12 protein-coding genes are annotated in these 15,261 nt (G+C 45.6%); 6 read left to right on the forward strand and 6 right to left on the reverse strand.

The features are described 5' to 3' along the window. Positions 1-137: 137 nt before the first annotated feature. The 5 genes from KSW37_RS08155 (at position 138) to KSW37_RS08175 (ending at position 3,860) form a co-directional block, all read left to right on the forward strand. Positions 138-788 (forward strand): hypothetical protein, encoded by a 651-nt coding sequence (locus KSW37_RS08155; protein ID WP_217314015.1) that lies wholly within the window; start codon positions 138-140, stop codon positions 786-788. Positions 789-877: 89 nt separating this feature from the next. Beyond that, on the forward strand, positions 878-1,171 hold the full coding sequence (locus KSW37_RS08160; protein WP_217314016.1) for a hypothetical protein: 294 nt from the start codon (positions 878-880) through the stop codon (positions 1,169-1,171). A gap of 11 nt (positions 1,172-1,182) precedes the next feature. After that, positions 1,183-1,482 (forward strand): cell division protein ZapA, encoded by a 300-nt coding sequence (locus KSW37_RS08165; RefSeq protein ID WP_022120985.1) that lies wholly within the window; start codon positions 1,183-1,185, stop codon positions 1,480-1,482. A gap of 26 nt (positions 1,483-1,508) precedes the next feature. Beyond that, entirely contained in the window at positions 1,509-3,044 is a 1,536-nt protein-coding gene (gene rny / locus KSW37_RS08170) for a ribonuclease Y (protein WP_217314017.1), read from the forward strand. A gap of 54 nt (positions 3,045-3,098) precedes the next feature. Beyond that, positions 3,099-3,860, forward strand: a complete 762-nt coding sequence (locus KSW37_RS08175; RefSeq protein ID WP_437183116.1) for a tRNA 2-thiocytidine biosynthesis TtcA family protein — start codon at positions 3,099-3,101, stop codon at positions 3,858-3,860. Between the two features lie 207 nt (positions 3,861-4,067). On the opposite strand, the gene KSW37_RS08180 is transcribed toward KSW37_RS08175, so the two are convergent. The 6 genes from KSW37_RS08180 to KSW37_RS08205 form a co-directional block, all read right to left on the reverse strand. After that, on the reverse strand, positions 4,068-4,736 hold the full coding sequence (locus KSW37_RS08180) for a Crp/Fnr family transcriptional regulator (RefSeq protein ID WP_217314019.1): 669 nt from the start codon (positions 4,734-4,736) through the stop codon (positions 4,068-4,070). A 180-nt stretch (positions 4,737-4,916) separates the two neighbouring features. Further along, on the reverse strand, positions 4,917-6,560 hold the full coding sequence (gene hcp / locus KSW37_RS08185; protein WP_217314020.1) for a hydroxylamine reductase: 1,644 nt from the start codon (positions 6,558-6,560) through the stop codon (positions 4,917-4,919). Positions 6,561-6,834: 274 nt separating this feature from the next. Then, on the reverse strand, positions 6,835-9,099 hold the full coding sequence (ccsA, locus tag KSW37_RS08190; RefSeq protein WP_217314021.1) for a cytochrome c biogenesis protein CcsA: 2,265 nt from the start codon (positions 9,097-9,099) through the stop codon (positions 6,835-6,837). Positions 9,100-9,266: 167 nt separating this feature from the next. Next, the gene (locus tag KSW37_RS08195) at positions 9,267-11,069 is read right to left on the reverse strand and encodes a di-heme oxidoredictase family protein (RefSeq protein ID WP_217314022.1); all 1,803 of its coding nucleotides are present in this window, start codon (positions 11,067-11,069) and stop codon (positions 9,267-9,269) included. A gap of 118 nt (positions 11,070-11,187) precedes the next feature. Beyond that, positions 11,188-12,516, reverse strand: coding sequence for an imelysin family protein (locus tag KSW37_RS08200; RefSeq protein ID WP_217314023.1), 1,329 nt, complete (start codon positions 12,514-12,516; stop codon positions 11,188-11,190). 65 nt (positions 12,517-12,581) lie between these two features. Then, a complete protein-coding gene (locus KSW37_RS08205) occupies positions 12,582-13,877 on the reverse strand; it encodes a hypothetical protein (protein ID WP_118253774.1) in 1,296 nt (431 codons plus the stop codon). A 369-nt stretch (positions 13,878-14,246) separates the two neighbouring features. On the opposite strand from KSW37_RS08205, the gene KSW37_RS08210 reads away from it, so the two are divergent. Further along, positions 14,247-15,203 (forward strand): LuxR C-terminal-related transcriptional regulator, encoded by a 957-nt coding sequence (locus tag KSW37_RS08210; protein WP_006846389.1) that lies wholly within the window; start codon positions 14,247-14,249, stop codon positions 15,201-15,203. Positions 15,204-15,261: the final 58 nt, after the last annotated feature.

A 15,261-nucleotide genomic window follows, 5' to 3' on the forward strand; every position in this document is an offset into this window, starting at 1 on the left:
AAGACATAAAATTGCATTTTTTATTTAAAAAAACACCTTTTTAGAGAAAAAACATCGCTTTGATTTGGGTATTTACTGATTTTATTGTATTTTTGCAGAACAATTTAAATAGATATAGAAAATAAAATAATAAAGGAATGGGAATTTTTGCTAAACTATTCGGTCGTAAAGACGACGATAAAAAGGTAGGTGGAATGGAAGATTACATGACCTTGGTCCGTGTATACTTTCAGGCAGCACTTGCTTCTCAGTTAGGTATCACCAATTTGGCCATGTTGCCAGACTTGCGTGTCTTCAAGACAAGTCTGCATGTTCCGACGGTCAACAATCGTCTGGGTATTGGCGAAAAGGCACAGGTGAAGAAAATGATGAAGAATATCTATGATACGGATGATGTCTTCTTCAAGGAAATAGATTCCAGTATCCGTAAGAACTGTCACAAACTGCAGGATGTAAACGTATATCTTATCCAGTTCCAAAACTTTACGCAGGATCTGATGATGCTGATGGGCAATCTGATGAAGTTTAAACTCCGTTTGCCTAGCTTCATGAAGAATTCGCTATATAAGATGACTGCTAAAACAGTAGAAGATATCTTTACCAAGAACGATTTCTCTGATGCCAGTGTGCTGAAAACCGTGCTTCAGTTACGCCAGTTCAACAAGCGTTTGGCATTCAGCCAGCAATGGGTAACCGACTTTACCTTCCAGGTATTGATGCTTGCCAAAAAAGAGCCACGTCCATCAGATGAAGACGTAGAAAAGGCGAAGCAGAAGATGGGAAAGTAACAAATGTTGCGCCCAAAATAAAAAAAAATAGCAGAATATTTGTTTTATTCAAATAATTCTCTTAAATTTGTAGCCAAAAAATAATAGTCATGAGTGCAAATGAGAAAACAATCAATACGTTTGCCACAAGAGTAAGGCAGATGATTCTCAAGTTTGACGAGGTCAAGCAGGAGAATGCAGAACTCTATGCGATGGTGGATGAGCGCGATGCCAAGATCAAGGCATTGGAGGAAAAGTTGGCTCAAGCGCAGAATGATTACGACAGCTTGAAGATGGCAAAGATGATGACGATTTCTGATGCAGATATCGAAACTACGCAGAAACGTATCACCAAACTTATTAGAGATGTCAATAAGTGTATTACGCTATTGGGTGAAAAATAAAAATCGGAACGATGGCAGAACAAGAACAAGATAAATTACTCATAAGATTACACGTCTATGATACCGATCTCTCGGTAAGAATACCTAGAGAGGACGAGGAGTATTATCGTAAATCAGCCAAACTGATAGATGATATTGTAAACTCATATACCAAGATTTTCAAAGGCAGAAAAAGCGATAAGGAAATCTTATATATGGCGCTCATTGATGTGGCATTGAGATATGAGAAGGAATCGGATCGGAATGATACGAAACCTTATGACGATATTCTTGAGAAGCTTACCTCCGAGATTGAAGACGCTTTGAAATAAGAATATTAATAAACATATATATAATAATGATAGTAACTATTATAGCAGCCTTGGTGGCCCTTGTTATAGGTGGTGCTGCAGGGTATTTCATTTTCCGTTATGTCATTAAGGGAAAATATAATGAAATGATAGATGCTGCCAACAAAGAGGCAGAAGTAGTAAAAGAGAAGAAACTTTTGGAAGTGAAGGAGAAATTCCTCAATAAGAAGGCGGAACTCGAAAAAGAAGTGCAGCAGCGTAATTCTCGCATCCAGCAGAATGAGAATAAGCTGAAACAGCGCGAGATTTCTCTCAATCAGCGTCAGGAAGACCTCGGTCGACGCAAGATGGAGATTGATCAGTATCAGCAGCGTGTTGACAACGAGAAGAAACTCTTGTCTGTCAAGCAGCAGGAACTTGATAAGATGCAGAAACAGGAACAGGCTAAACTGGAAGAACTTTCTGGTCTGAGTGCTGAAGAGGCTAAGCAGAGATTGATTGAAAGTCTGAAAGATCAGGCTAAACTCGATGCTGCAAGCTATGTGAATGAGATTATGGATGATGCCAAACTCAATGCTAACCAGCAGGCTAAGAAGATTGTGATTCAGACAATCCAGCGTGTTGCTACTGAAACAGCTATTGAGAACTCTGTCAGCGTTTTCCATATCGATAATGATGAGGTGAAGGGACGTATTATCGGTCGTGAAGGCCGTAACATCCGTGCCTTGGAAGCTGCAACTGGTGTAGAAATCGTAGTGGATGATACTCCAGAGGCAATCGTTATCTCAGCCTTCGACCCTGTTCGTCGTGAGGTTTGCCGTCTGGCTCTCCACCAGTTGGTAGCTGACGGACGTATCCACCCAGCCCGTATTGAGGAGGTGGTAGCCAAGGTGAAGAAGCAGTTGGATAATGAAATCATCGAGACTGGTAAGCGTACAGCTATCGACCTCGGCATCCATGGTCTGCACCCAGAGTTGATTCGTATCATCGGTAAGATGAAGTATCGTTCTTCTTATGGTCAGAACCTCTTGCAGCATGCTCGTGAAACAGCTAATCTCTGTGCTGTCATGGCATCAGAATTGGGCTTGAATCCTAAGAAGGCTAAGCGTGCTGGTCTCTTGCACGATATTGGTAAGGTGCCTGATGAGGAGAGTGAATTGCCACACGCATTGTATGGCGCCAAGATTGCTGAGAAGTATAAGGAGAAACCAGATATCTGCAATGCTATCGGTGCTCACCACGATGAAATTGAGATGAATACTTTGTTGGCTCCAATCGTACAGGTTTGTGATGCTATCTCTGGTGCTCGTCCTGGTGCCCGTCGTGAGATTGTAGAGGCTTACATCAAGCGTTTGAATGATCTCGAAGCTATCGCCATGAGTTATCCTGGTGTAACCAAGACTTACGCTATCCAGGCAGGTCGTGAACTCCGTGTCATCGTGGGTGCGGATAAGATGAACGATGAAGAGAGTATCAAACTTTCTGATGAAATCGCAACCAAGATTCAGAATGAGATGACTTATCCTGGTCAGGTTAAGATTACTGTGATTCGTGAGACTCGTAGTGTAGCTTACGCTAAGTAAGATAGAATTATATTTGAAGTTTAAATTGTCGTTTCTCTTCTGCAAGGTAGAGAGATGTATCTTGATAAAGCCGTACTCTGGAAAAAGGGTGCGGCTTTTCTTTTCCCTTTTCAGAATATGATGAAAGCAGAACAGAAAGTATTAAAGCGATTCAATAAAGGATGTGTCGATTACCGGCTTTTGGAAGATGGTGACCATATTCTTATAGCCTTGAGTGGTGGAAAGGATTCCCTGGAACTGGTCCGTTTGCTGGCTCAGCGTGCTCGCATCTATAAGCCGCATATCGAGGTAGAGGCGGCGCATATCATTATGGATAACATCCCTTACGAGACCGACCGTTCTTATCTGCAGGCATTTTGTGCAGAGAATGGCATCAAACTCCATATCCTGCATAGTTCGTTCGATGAATCCACCGATCCCCGCAAGACCCGTTGTTTCCTCTGTGCCTGGAACCGCCGCAAGACGCTCTTCGAGTTTGCTGTAAGCCACGGGTTTAATAAGATAGCTCTGGGACATCACATGGATGATATCCTCGTTACCCTGCTGATGAACATCACCTTCGAGGGTTCGCATTCCACCATGCAGCCCAGTCTTCCTTTAAAACATTATCCCCTCACCATCATCCGCCCCCTTTGTCTGGTGCATGAGGCGGATATCCGGCAGGTAGCAGAAGAGTTGCATTTCACTAAGCAGAAGGCACTATGTCCTTACGAAGAGACTACCCGCCGTGCGGATATGCAAGCCGTCTTCCAGCATTTGGAACAGTTGAATCTAGAGGCGCGTTACAGTCTTTGGCGCTCTGTCTTTATGGAATAAAATATAGTAGAAAAGCAATAAAAAACGAAAGTACTTTCATGAGCACATGAAAGTACTTTCGTTGGACAATGAAATAGGCTTCATTTGCCATCGAAGCCTATTGTATTTGTTCCTGGGTTAGACCGGAATACTTCTTGATTAGATTGATGTCAACACCATCGGCAAGCATGTTCTTAGCAATTTCCAAGGCTTTCTCATTCTTGCTTCTTATTTCATTTCATCCGAGTTGAGTATGGTGATGGTCTTGCCATCAATCCTGATGGCGCCCTTCTCTTCGAATTCGGACAGGCAGCGGAGGAGCGAGAACTTCTGGATACCGAAGATATCTGCCATTTCCTGTCGGCTGACATCCAGCCGGATGGTTCTGCTCTGCTGTTCGGTAGCCATCTTGATGAGGTATTGCGCCACCTTCTCCTTGACGGAGAAAAGGGAGAGCATGCGCATTTTCTGCGAAAGGAAGATATCTATCCTTGACAGGTGCTGGATGAAGTTCCAGCGTATGCGCTCATCAGTATCTATCAGCAGTTTCAGTTCCGAAGGCCTCATGCGCAGGAGGGTAGTCTTCCTGCTTGTCTCCACGCTTACGGGCATCTCGTTATTATGTGCGAAGATATAGGCAGGGGCTATCAGCATCGATTCTCCCAGCCGCTCTATCTGAGCCTGCTTGCCCGACAATCCCGACATGCGGGCTATCATCTCCCCCTCGACAATGATGTCGGCATATCTGCAGGGCATTCCTGCCAGCACATAGGTTTCCCTGGCAGCAAGCTCCACCATCCGGTAGCTTACCATCGACAGTGCCTCTCTGATTTCCTCTGGAGTAAACCCCTCAAACACCGTGCATTTCTGCAAGGTAACGAATATTGATTCTTTCATACATTTAAGTTTTATATTCAATAACGCATTTTCCCCCGATTTATTGTTCGCTCAAAAAATAAGGCACTTTGCAACACTATCGAGAGTGTTATTGCAAAGTGCCTTTTAAACATGAAAACTTATCTTTTGATTTTTTACCCGAGTTTTACAGATTCTCCCTTAACTCAGTAGCTGCTGTTCTTATCCTATATAATTTTTGATGTCCTCTTCTACCGTTCCGTTTCCGGCAATGCCAAAGGTCTCTACCAGTACCTTCAGTACGGCTGGTGAACAGAAGGCTGGGAGCGTAGGACCTAGATGGATGTTCTTTACGCCCAGATGCAGCAGGGCAAGAAGTACGATGACAGCCTTCTGCTCGTACCAGGCAATATTGAAGAAGATAGGAAGTTCGTTGATGTCGCTGGCTCCAAAGATCTCCTTCAGCTTCAATGCCACAACCGCCCAGGAATAGGAGTCGTTGCACTGACCGGCATCCAGCACACGAGGAATGCCGTTGATGTCGCCCAGATTGAGTTTGTTGTACTTGAACTTGGCACAGCCGCTGGTGAGTATCACTACATCCTGAGGCAGCGCCTTGGCAAACTCCTCGTAGTAGTTGCGGCTCTTCATTCTGCCATCGCAGCCACTCATCACCACAAACTTGCGGATGGCTCCGCTCTTCACTGCCTCTACTATCTTGTCTGCCAGGGCAAAGACCTGGGCATGCGCAAAACCGCCGATGATCTCGCCTGTCTCTATCTCCCTAGGTGGCTGGCAGGTCTTGGCAAGCGCAATCACCTCGGAGAAGTCCTTGTGGCCGTCGGCACCCGCCTGGATATGCTTCCAGTCAGGGAAACCGGTAGAGTTGGTGGTGAAGACGCGGTTCCTGTAGCCTGCCGATGGCGATGGCGGTACGATGCAGTTGGTGGTGAAGACTACAGGACCGTTGAAGCTCTCGAATTCCTCCTTCTGTTTCCACCACGCATTGCCGTAGTTGCCCACCAGATGCTTGTACTTCTTGAGCTGCGGATAGTAGTGGGCAGGAAGCATCTCGCCATGGGTATAGACGTCGATGCCCGTGCCTTCGGTCTGGATGAGGAGATCTTCGATATCCTTCAGGTCGTGACCGGAGATGAGGATGCCCGGATTGCTGCCTGTGCCGATGTTCACCCGGGTGAGTTCCGGATTACCGTATGCCTGGGTGTTGGCCTTGTCGAGGAGTGCCATCACATCCACGCCGTACTTTCCTGTTTCGAGCACCATGCCCAGCAGCGTGTTCATATCAGCATCAGGGTTGCTGATGGTGGCGAGAGCACGGCAGATGAAGCTGATAATCTCGCTGTTCTCTTCTCCCAGATGGGCTGCATGCTCGTAGTATGCTGCCATGCCCTTCAGACCGAGCATGGTGAGTTCCTTGAGCGAGCGGATATCTGCATTCTCGTGGCGGAGCACGGATTCACGGGTGCCCTCTGCCTCATAGTCTGTCTTCTCGCCACCCCAGGTTACCTCCTGATAGGCAGGGAGGTGAATATTCATGTTTGCTGCCTTTTGCAGCAGCTGTTTCTTCAGTACGATGCCCTTATCTACCTTTTGCAGGATATCCTGGTCGTTGAAGTTGGCGTTGGTAATGGTGGTGAAGAGTGCATCCGTGAGGAAACGGGTTACCTCTGGTGTCGGCTCTTTGCCTATGCTATGCTGTATGGTTCCTATGCCACGAACCACGCTGAGCAGCAGATCCTGCCACTTGGAAGTTGTAGCCTCCTTACCGCAAACACCCTTGATGGTACAGCCTGTACCCTTAGCTGTTTCCTGACACTGGAAACAGAACATCTTGTTTTCTGCCATATTGCTATAAATTAATGAGTTATTTTAATGTTTTCTTCCAGGCGGCAATCTGCCATTCCTGGTTTCCGGCTGCAAAATTACGGCTTAAAAAATAATCCTACGGTAACAATTGTGACCGTAGGATATTAAAAAAACATAAAAAGAGTGTGGGGGAACGGATTTCTCCCTTCTTGAAGAGTATGATGATTAGATTGATGTCAACACCATCATATATTTATCCTTAAGGGAAAATAAATTTTGCCTTAAGACTAAATATATTCTGTCTTCTGATGGGCTATGCATAAGAGTGCATGCCCGTGAGGAAATAGTTCACACCGAAGTAGGTCATGGCGATACTCAGGAAGGCTAGGGTGATGTAGATGTGATACACCAGCGGCTTGCGGAAAACCGGTAGACTCTGCGTATGCACTACTACTGCATAAATCATAAAGGTGATGAGCGCCCACGTCTCCTTGCTATCCCAACTCCAGTAATTACCCCAGCTCACGTTAGCCCAGATGGCTCCGATGAAGATTCCGAATCCCATCGTGGTGAGGGCAGGGTATAGGAAGATGCGGCTCAGTGCCTGAAGCTCTTCGCCATGAGAGCGAAGGCAGATACCCATGATGCCGCAGATGAAAGTCAAGGATAGCAGTGCATAGCTCATCATGATGATGCTGACATGGATGCTGAGTAATGGACTGTTCAATACCGGCATCATCTGTCCGATAGCAGGATCCATCTGGTTGATATGGCTTACCAGAAGGAAGAATCCTGAAATCAGAAAGCCGAATACCATCACGATGCGGATGCGCAACTGCATCAAAATGCTGATAAGCATCACGAACCAGGCTACAGTCAGCATACTTTCATATCCGTTAGACATAGGTATGTTGCCGCTGATAATCCATCTCAATGCCAATCCGAAGGTTAAGGCAAGGAAGGATACGCCAAGCAGGATAGGCAAAGCGATGTTCAATACTTTGATATCTTTCTTCTTCGTCATGCGATAGATGGTGTAGAAGAGGGCAATGAAACCCAATGTGAGGTTTGCCATGAAGAGAATGGTTGCAAAAGGAAAGGCATTATTGATGCGTTCTGCCTTATACTGTGTAGCTGTTGGCAGCGAATTACCGCTACTAACCTCCTGATATTTCTTCATCTTGACGAAGAACTCGTTTACACGGCTCGTATTGCCTGCCTTTACATCACCATTCAGCAGAGAGAATACATTCCTGATATAGAGCGCATGCTGGTGCTCCACGGCCTGTGGCAACTTATCTACAGGTGAAAACCAGGTGGTGGTACCCGCCTTGATGAAAGGATGATCTTTGGTAGCTTTCACGTTCTTGGTGAAGGTGTAAGGAAGAACCTTCAATGAAACACCTTCACGCAATTCCATGATGATCTGTATCTTGCCATCGATATCAGCGGCTTGCTGATGGAACTTGTCCTGCTGACCATTGTAGTATTCCTGAACATACTGTCCGATGGTATAGCCACCCATCTCACGATTGAAGAAAGTATTGAGCGAAGCATAGTCAGGCAGATTCATCGCTGTTTTCATTTCTCCGCTCTTGATCTTGATGAAAGGCTCGTTTGCCCAAGTATTTCCATAGAATACCCAACCAGAGAGTACCTGTTCTGCAGTCAATCCCTGATAGCTCCTGGCTCCATATATCTTCTTGCAGAAATCGAGGGCAAAGGTCTGTACCGGACAGATGCGGTCGTTGTAGAGAATATGAAGCTCGCCAAACTTCTCTGCAGTTTCCTTTGGCAATACAGCATTTTGGAGATTGCCTGTTGCAGATTCTGCATGCAGTGTCTGTATATTGCCCATGCTGAGGATGAGTGCTGTCATCAAGGCTCCCTTCTTGAGCAAAGGACTCTTCAGTAGTTTGCGATAACCGCCCTTAGGGTCGAAGAGCATCCATACGAGGGAGATGAAGAGCAGCGCATAGCCAGTATAGGTGACTGGTATGCCGTATGGATCGGCATTGATAGCGAGCACGCTTCCCTTGCCGTCTTCATCGTAAGATGACTGATAAAGACGGTACGACCGGTGGGAATAGATGTTGTTCATCGAAACTTCGCCTTCGCTCTTATCATCTCCGTCTATTACGGTGAATTTTGAAGAATAGTCAGCCACGGCGTTGGTTCCATCGTGCATCTTCGCTTCAAACTTCTGCAGGCAGAGCGAGAAAGGGAGTTTCTCTTCCTTCATACCCTGCTCTTCATCCTGAGCCATATAAGTATCTGTAGGCTGACCGATTCGCAGATGAATCATGCCCCGTTTAGCCGATATATGTGTGAGCAATGCCCCGGCAAGGATGATGATGAAGGAGAGATGGAGTGCCAATGTAGAAGCGCACTTCACTTTTCTTTTGATGATGTAGAAAGCACCGAGGGCAGCAAGTACTGCCCAGATAAGAATGAACCACCATGCCCCATAGTAGTGGGCATGAGCATAATCCGTGCCCTGGCTTTTTTCCACGATGGTGGCGGAAGCCATGCATACGAGCACAAGGATGTAAAGAATGAATATAATCTTTTTAACCATACTTAGTTGGAATCTTGATAGAATTTCCGCTGCAAAATTACGATATTATTCGGAGACAAGCAAGATTTTATACGTATATTTAGAGGTTCTGATAAAAAAAGCTGCCAAATGCTTTTGATAGCCTGGCAGCTTTTCTTATTTTTGTTTCTTCTTGTAATATCTTATGATTAGATAGAACGCAGGAACTTAACCACTGCATCACGATCGCTCTTCGATGCTTTGTAGAAGTTCATGGCTGAACTATAGGCATGACTCTTCTTGCTGTAGCAGTGCCACATGATTGCCTCTACCTCGTTACGGGCACGGCAGTCGTGCAGGCGGTCTTCAGCACCTGTATTCACGTAGCTCAAGCCACGACCCCAAAGTGGAGTGGTGCGGCACCATGATCCATGGATGTCGTTCATCATATAGAGCTTGTGCTGAATGAAGTCAGAATATGGATAAATGGTCTGGTTCTGATAACGAGGCAACTTCTTGTCGGCGATGTACTTGGATGTTACGTAGTTATCGTCACCGGTCTTCCATGATGGCTTGTGACAGTTGGCGCAGCCCCATTCCATGAAGAGTTTTTTACCCTGCTGTACCTGTGGATCATTCAAGTTGCGGGCACGAGGTACTGCAAGTCCACGATGCCATACCATGAAGGCATAGAAATCGTCCATGCTCTGCTCAGGCTTGAAGTTGTGCCATTGGTTGTCAAACTGGTTGGTTTTTGGATCCAACAGGTTTGCTACAGCTTCCTTGATTCCCTCGTCAGTACCATCTGCATAATAAGGAGAGGTAGGGTCCTTCTTGATGGCTGCAATCACATCCTTATTCTCTGACATTGCCTTTGCCCAAGGGGCCGTGGTATAGAGGCAAGGACGATCCTTACGGGTTACGTTGGTGATGTTCCAGATAGCGTTAGCACCAGGACCATCCTGTAAACTACCACGGGTCAAGGCATAAGTGAAGCGCTTGACAATCCTTTTGTTCAATTCAGAGGTGTTTGGATCGAATGTGCTGCCATCTGCATGCACGCCCCCAGTAGCGTATTTGCTATCTCTACCAAATGTTGTATAGTATGCTCCGTCGGTAAAGTCATTCTTGTCGGCATCCCAAAATGCTGGATTGATGTATTCTTTTACGTCAAGTCCAGCTTTCTTGAAGTAAGATGCCTCTGATGCGTACTGTGCCTTGATAGCTTCGTTAGGAATGGCATCTACCAGTCCTGTACCACCAATACCGATGGTAGATTCCAATCTTACAGCTACTGCACCATTGCCGGTTTCGTATGGAGTAGGACTGGTGTTGAAGGCACTCTTAGGGATAGAAATCTCAGGATAAATCAAATCAAACTTTTCGCCATCAGGGAACTGCATGGATGGTATCTCTTCTGTTTCCATCTTGTTGACGTGCTCCCAACTCATATTGATTTTGCTCTCATCGATAGGTGGCAAGAATGGAGACTGTGCTTGTGTCTGAGGCATACCTGTAACCTCAGCTACATAGCCACCATCATTGCTGTTGGCACCATCTACAGGATGATATACTACGAGCAGATAGCCGTTACCATTACCATAGCGGGTTTCATACTGTGCCTTGCGCTTGCCATGGCCATACTCTGGATGGCAATCAAAGCAAGATGAGCGGACTGAAGCAGGACCTAAGCCCTTGAATGCACCTGTGTTCCATGAATACTGGCGCTCGAACATCTGCTCGCCGATAAAGAACTGCTTGAAGAGTTCTGGGTCGTTATCTACTGCAGGTGTCTGGTCAGAATAACTGCTGGAACCTGTGTTCTCAGTTGTACCCAGCTTACCGCCAGGATACCACTCGTCGGCAGTAAAGTTACCCACTTCCTTACCTACGTACGCGGCATCTGTTTCCTGAATTTCAACTTTGTTGTCATCGTCAGAACAGCTAGCCATTGTCGTAGCCAAAGCCAGGGCGAACGACATGTAGGCATAATTCTTAAAATTCTTATTCATAATGTATCTTTGTTTAGTAATATCTTCTCTTTAACCCAAATGACGTAGCTTTGCTTCTGTTGAAGAAAGCAAAGCTACGTTATCCTTTATTCTTATTGTTTCTGCTGTAATGGATAGATTACTTGGAAACCTTCAATGCGCGGAACCATGAACCAGCATTGTTCAACTCATCGTCCAGGGTGTTGATCTTGTCGATGCAAGTCTTTACCTGAGCATTGGCTGGATCATCCACGAAGGCGATACCGCTCTTCTTGGCTGTCTCCAATGAAGCAATTGCCTCATCAAGAGCTGTGTTCAATGCGCTGTAGCCACTGTAGTTATACTTCTTCATGATAGTCATCAATGAATTAGCAACAGGAGTTGTAGCAGTTACATCACGTGTACCATAGAGAGAGTTCTTGATAGAGTAGATGTTGTCCTGATAGTCGATGAATGAACGCTTGCTGTATGGAGACTCGATATAGTCGCGAGACTCAGCTTCGCCATCCTCTGTTGTACCACCATTACCAGTAGCTACACGGTAAGCCTGGCCCAGCTTCTGGGTGTAAACCTCCTGGCAGATACTTGAGCAACCGCCTACGAATACATTCTCCAAGGTCTCCTGCCATGTTGGGAACCAAGCCTTTTCGCCTGTGGCATTGAGGAGGAACTGACCGTAACTGATACCTGCAGAAGAAAGGGCACCTGCGCTATCTTCCAGATCTTTAAGACCATCAATCACCCAATTGCAATTGGATGTCAACCAAGAACCGAGGGTTGCATCACCATTCCAACCATACTGGAGGAGTGAAGTCATGTTGTAGATGTCGCCAGCTACAGCGGCAGCAAATGCCAACTCATCAATACCCTTCACAGATGTCATGCCTGCTTCTGTCTCGTTGGCATTCAGCATGGCTGCAGTACGTTCAGCACCATTGCGGAAGAGTACGAACTCCAATCCGTGGAAACCGATTACTGATTCGAAGTGTTGGTGTTCTGTATAGATAAACTGAGCAGGGTTTGAACCCTTGATACCGGAGATGATGCTCTGATTGTTGAGTGCTTTTACCATCTGGTCGTGGTCGAGTGGCCATGAGTCGATGTGTGGGTCAATCTCGTTGTTGGCTGCTGCACCATAGAGGAATGCCTCACTGCGCTCCCATTCACGACGAGCGTTCTTGAAAGCCTCGCAGGCATCGGTGATATCTGCATCGCTCAAGTTGCCAGCCTTGGCGTTGGCGTATGCCTTGTCGCATGCATCCTTCAGAACCTTGGCATAGTCTCTCAAATCCTTGTAGGTAGGATTGATAATGTCGTTTACATAAGTGTTGGCAACAGCAGATAATTCTGTTGCTGGTACTACGTTACCCTCTGTTACTGGGTCATCATCATCGCTACAAGAAGCGAAACCCAAAGATAAGGTCATTGTTGCTACGAACAAGAATGCCTTCTGGAAAACTTTTTTCATTTTTTCTTTGTTTTTTATGTTTGAATATGAAAATTATAAACTATGATACGGCTGCTTCCCTAGATTTAGAGGAAGAAGCCCTGATAAGCGATGCCGATGTTTACGGCTGGCTCATTGTTGTACTTAGAGTGGAAGATGCGCTGATTGTACTCTGCCTTTACACAGACTTGTGGGAGAGGGAAGTAGTTGATACCTGCTGCCACAATCTTGCGGTTGGTCCACTTGGCGGTGGTGTTGTGTACCGATGAATCGTAATACTCGAAATGACCGAACACATACAGCTTTTGGTTGTCTTCACGCAACTTGGAAATCTGGGAGAAAACATCATAGCCTGCTTCCACCATGGTAGCGATGGCATGACTGCCGAAGTATTTGCCGCTACCAGATTCATTAGGCTTGACATTCGCCGTACCTGGATATACGATGCTGGTGATGGCTGTAGCATCGCTTACATAGCCATAATCCACATTGCCTCTAATCTTCCAGTTGTACTTGTTGTAGGTGAAGTCTAAGGCACCTACATATACATTTCCCTTGATGTTTTTGTGCTGGGTATCCAGCGGGGTGGTGTTGCCCATCGCCTTGCCGTAGTAACCGCTCAGTCCGATGCGCAGACCAGGAATACTGTAGTTATCTACACGGGCAGCTACGGCATATTTGTTGGCTACCTCAAACTCGTATGGACTCTTGGCACCGCCCTGAATCCAGTTGCTGCGACTGAAACGATAGGCGTTCAAGCCAGCCAGAAACTGTGCCTCATAGCGGAACTTACCGCTCTTTCCCCAGAAACTGATACCAGTCTGGTGCCAGGTGCAGGGCAGAATGGTATTTTCGCCTTCCGGACGATAAACAGTAAAGAAATTCAATGGCTCGTGATAGGCATTGGTCAAACCTACAGGTACCACGATGTGACCAGCCTTGATGTTAGCCCATCGACCGAATGATTTCTGAATCCAGAACTGTTCAAGTTCCACCTCGCCACCTTTCTCTACCTCCTGTTCATACTCGATGGCTTCCTCAGCCTCGTATTCGATAGACTGTCCGGTACCTCCGTGTTCAAACTCAATCTCAGTACCCATGGTCCATCCCTTTCCGAAGTCGTAACCCAGGTAGATGACTGCATGAGGAATGTCGAAGCGTCCGTGGTCGGGAGCGTTCTTATAAGCAGTAGCGTTAGAGTAGCGTTTGCCAGCGTCGCTATAGAAGTTGCGGCTCATAGCCACCTCGCCATAACCACCCACGCTGAGGCGCTTGCCGTTTACATGCTGCATCACACTATCGGCAGCCACAGTCTGTGCACTTGCCGTTGCCAAACCGGCAACAAGGGCAGCGGACATCAATCCAATTCTTAAACTGTTCATCTTTATTTTTTTTAGAATTATTATTTTCGTATTATCCTTACACTATATATATAAAGAAAAGAGCGCAGATATCTGCTTGCGGTCTCGATACTTAAGAGGCCTAGTATCTCCTTAAAGCCAATCTGACTTGATAAGGAATTACGCAGCTCTGCCGCTCGGGAGTGGCAATCATCACTGCGCTCTTTCTCGATTTCGGGTGCAAAGGTACGGAGTTTTAAAATATCTTGCAATACCTAAAAATCGGTAAACTACGGCATCCCCATTTCTAGGTATTGCGAGTTTCGAAACTTTTTTGTATATTTGCAACCGAAATAGAAACATTATGAATGTTCTTGATACAAGGATGTTTTCATTTAAGGAGAAAGAAAGATGAAAAATCAGAAGATGTATGAAGCTGATGACAAGATGATCAGCATCATTAGAGACAATTATAACATTTTACAGAGCCTCGGCAGCTTCGGCATCAACCTGGGCTTTGGTGATAAAACTGTGCGCGAAGTTTGCGAAGAACAGCAGGTGGATACCTATACTTTCTTGGCTGTGGTCAATTATACCATCAATGGTTATAAAGAGTATGACAATGCCGACCGTTTGTCGTTACCGACCCTTTTGCATTATCTCAAGGCATCCCATGTCTATTATATTGATTTCCAGTTGCCTTTCATCCGTAAGGAACTCGTTGAGGCTTTGGATGAAACAGATAATCTGGCACGTCTTATCCTCAAACTTTATGATGATTATGCCCATAGTATAACCAATCACATGCGGTATGAAGAAAAGATGGTATTCCCTTATGTTCAGGCACTTATAGATGGTAATGCCAATGCAAGCTTTGATATAGAAACCTTCTCAAAGCACCATGCTCAGGTAGATATGAAGTTAAAGGAACTCAAGAGTATCATTATCAAGTATTTGCCTTCTGATGGCTTGCATAATAATCAGCTCAGTGCCACTCTTTATGATATATATAATAATGAGGAATGGCTGAAACATCATTCTGAGGTTGAGGAAGAAATCTTTATTCCTGCAGTAAGAAATGCAGAGCGTAAACTGAAGCAGAACGATGTGAGTGCCAAGATTTCGAGCATGATTAATCAGACTCCGATGAGTGACGAACAGTTGAGCGACCGTGAGAAAGATGTGATTGTTGCTTTGGTTCAGGGAATGACCAACAAGGAGATTGCTGACCACCTGTTTATCTCTATCAATACGGTCATTACGCATCGCAGAAACATCGCCCGAAAGCTGCAGATTCACTCTCCTGCAGGTCTTACAATTTATGCCATCGTGAACAATTTGGTTGATATTTCTTCTGTAAAGCTGTAGTTTATCTGTGGAATATCAGTTTAAATAATGTTATTTTTTCTAAAATGATAGCGCCTTC

The organism is Segatella copri (assembly GCF_019127135.1).
GTDB lineage: Bacteria > Bacteroidota > Bacteroidia > Bacteroidales > Bacteroidaceae > Prevotella.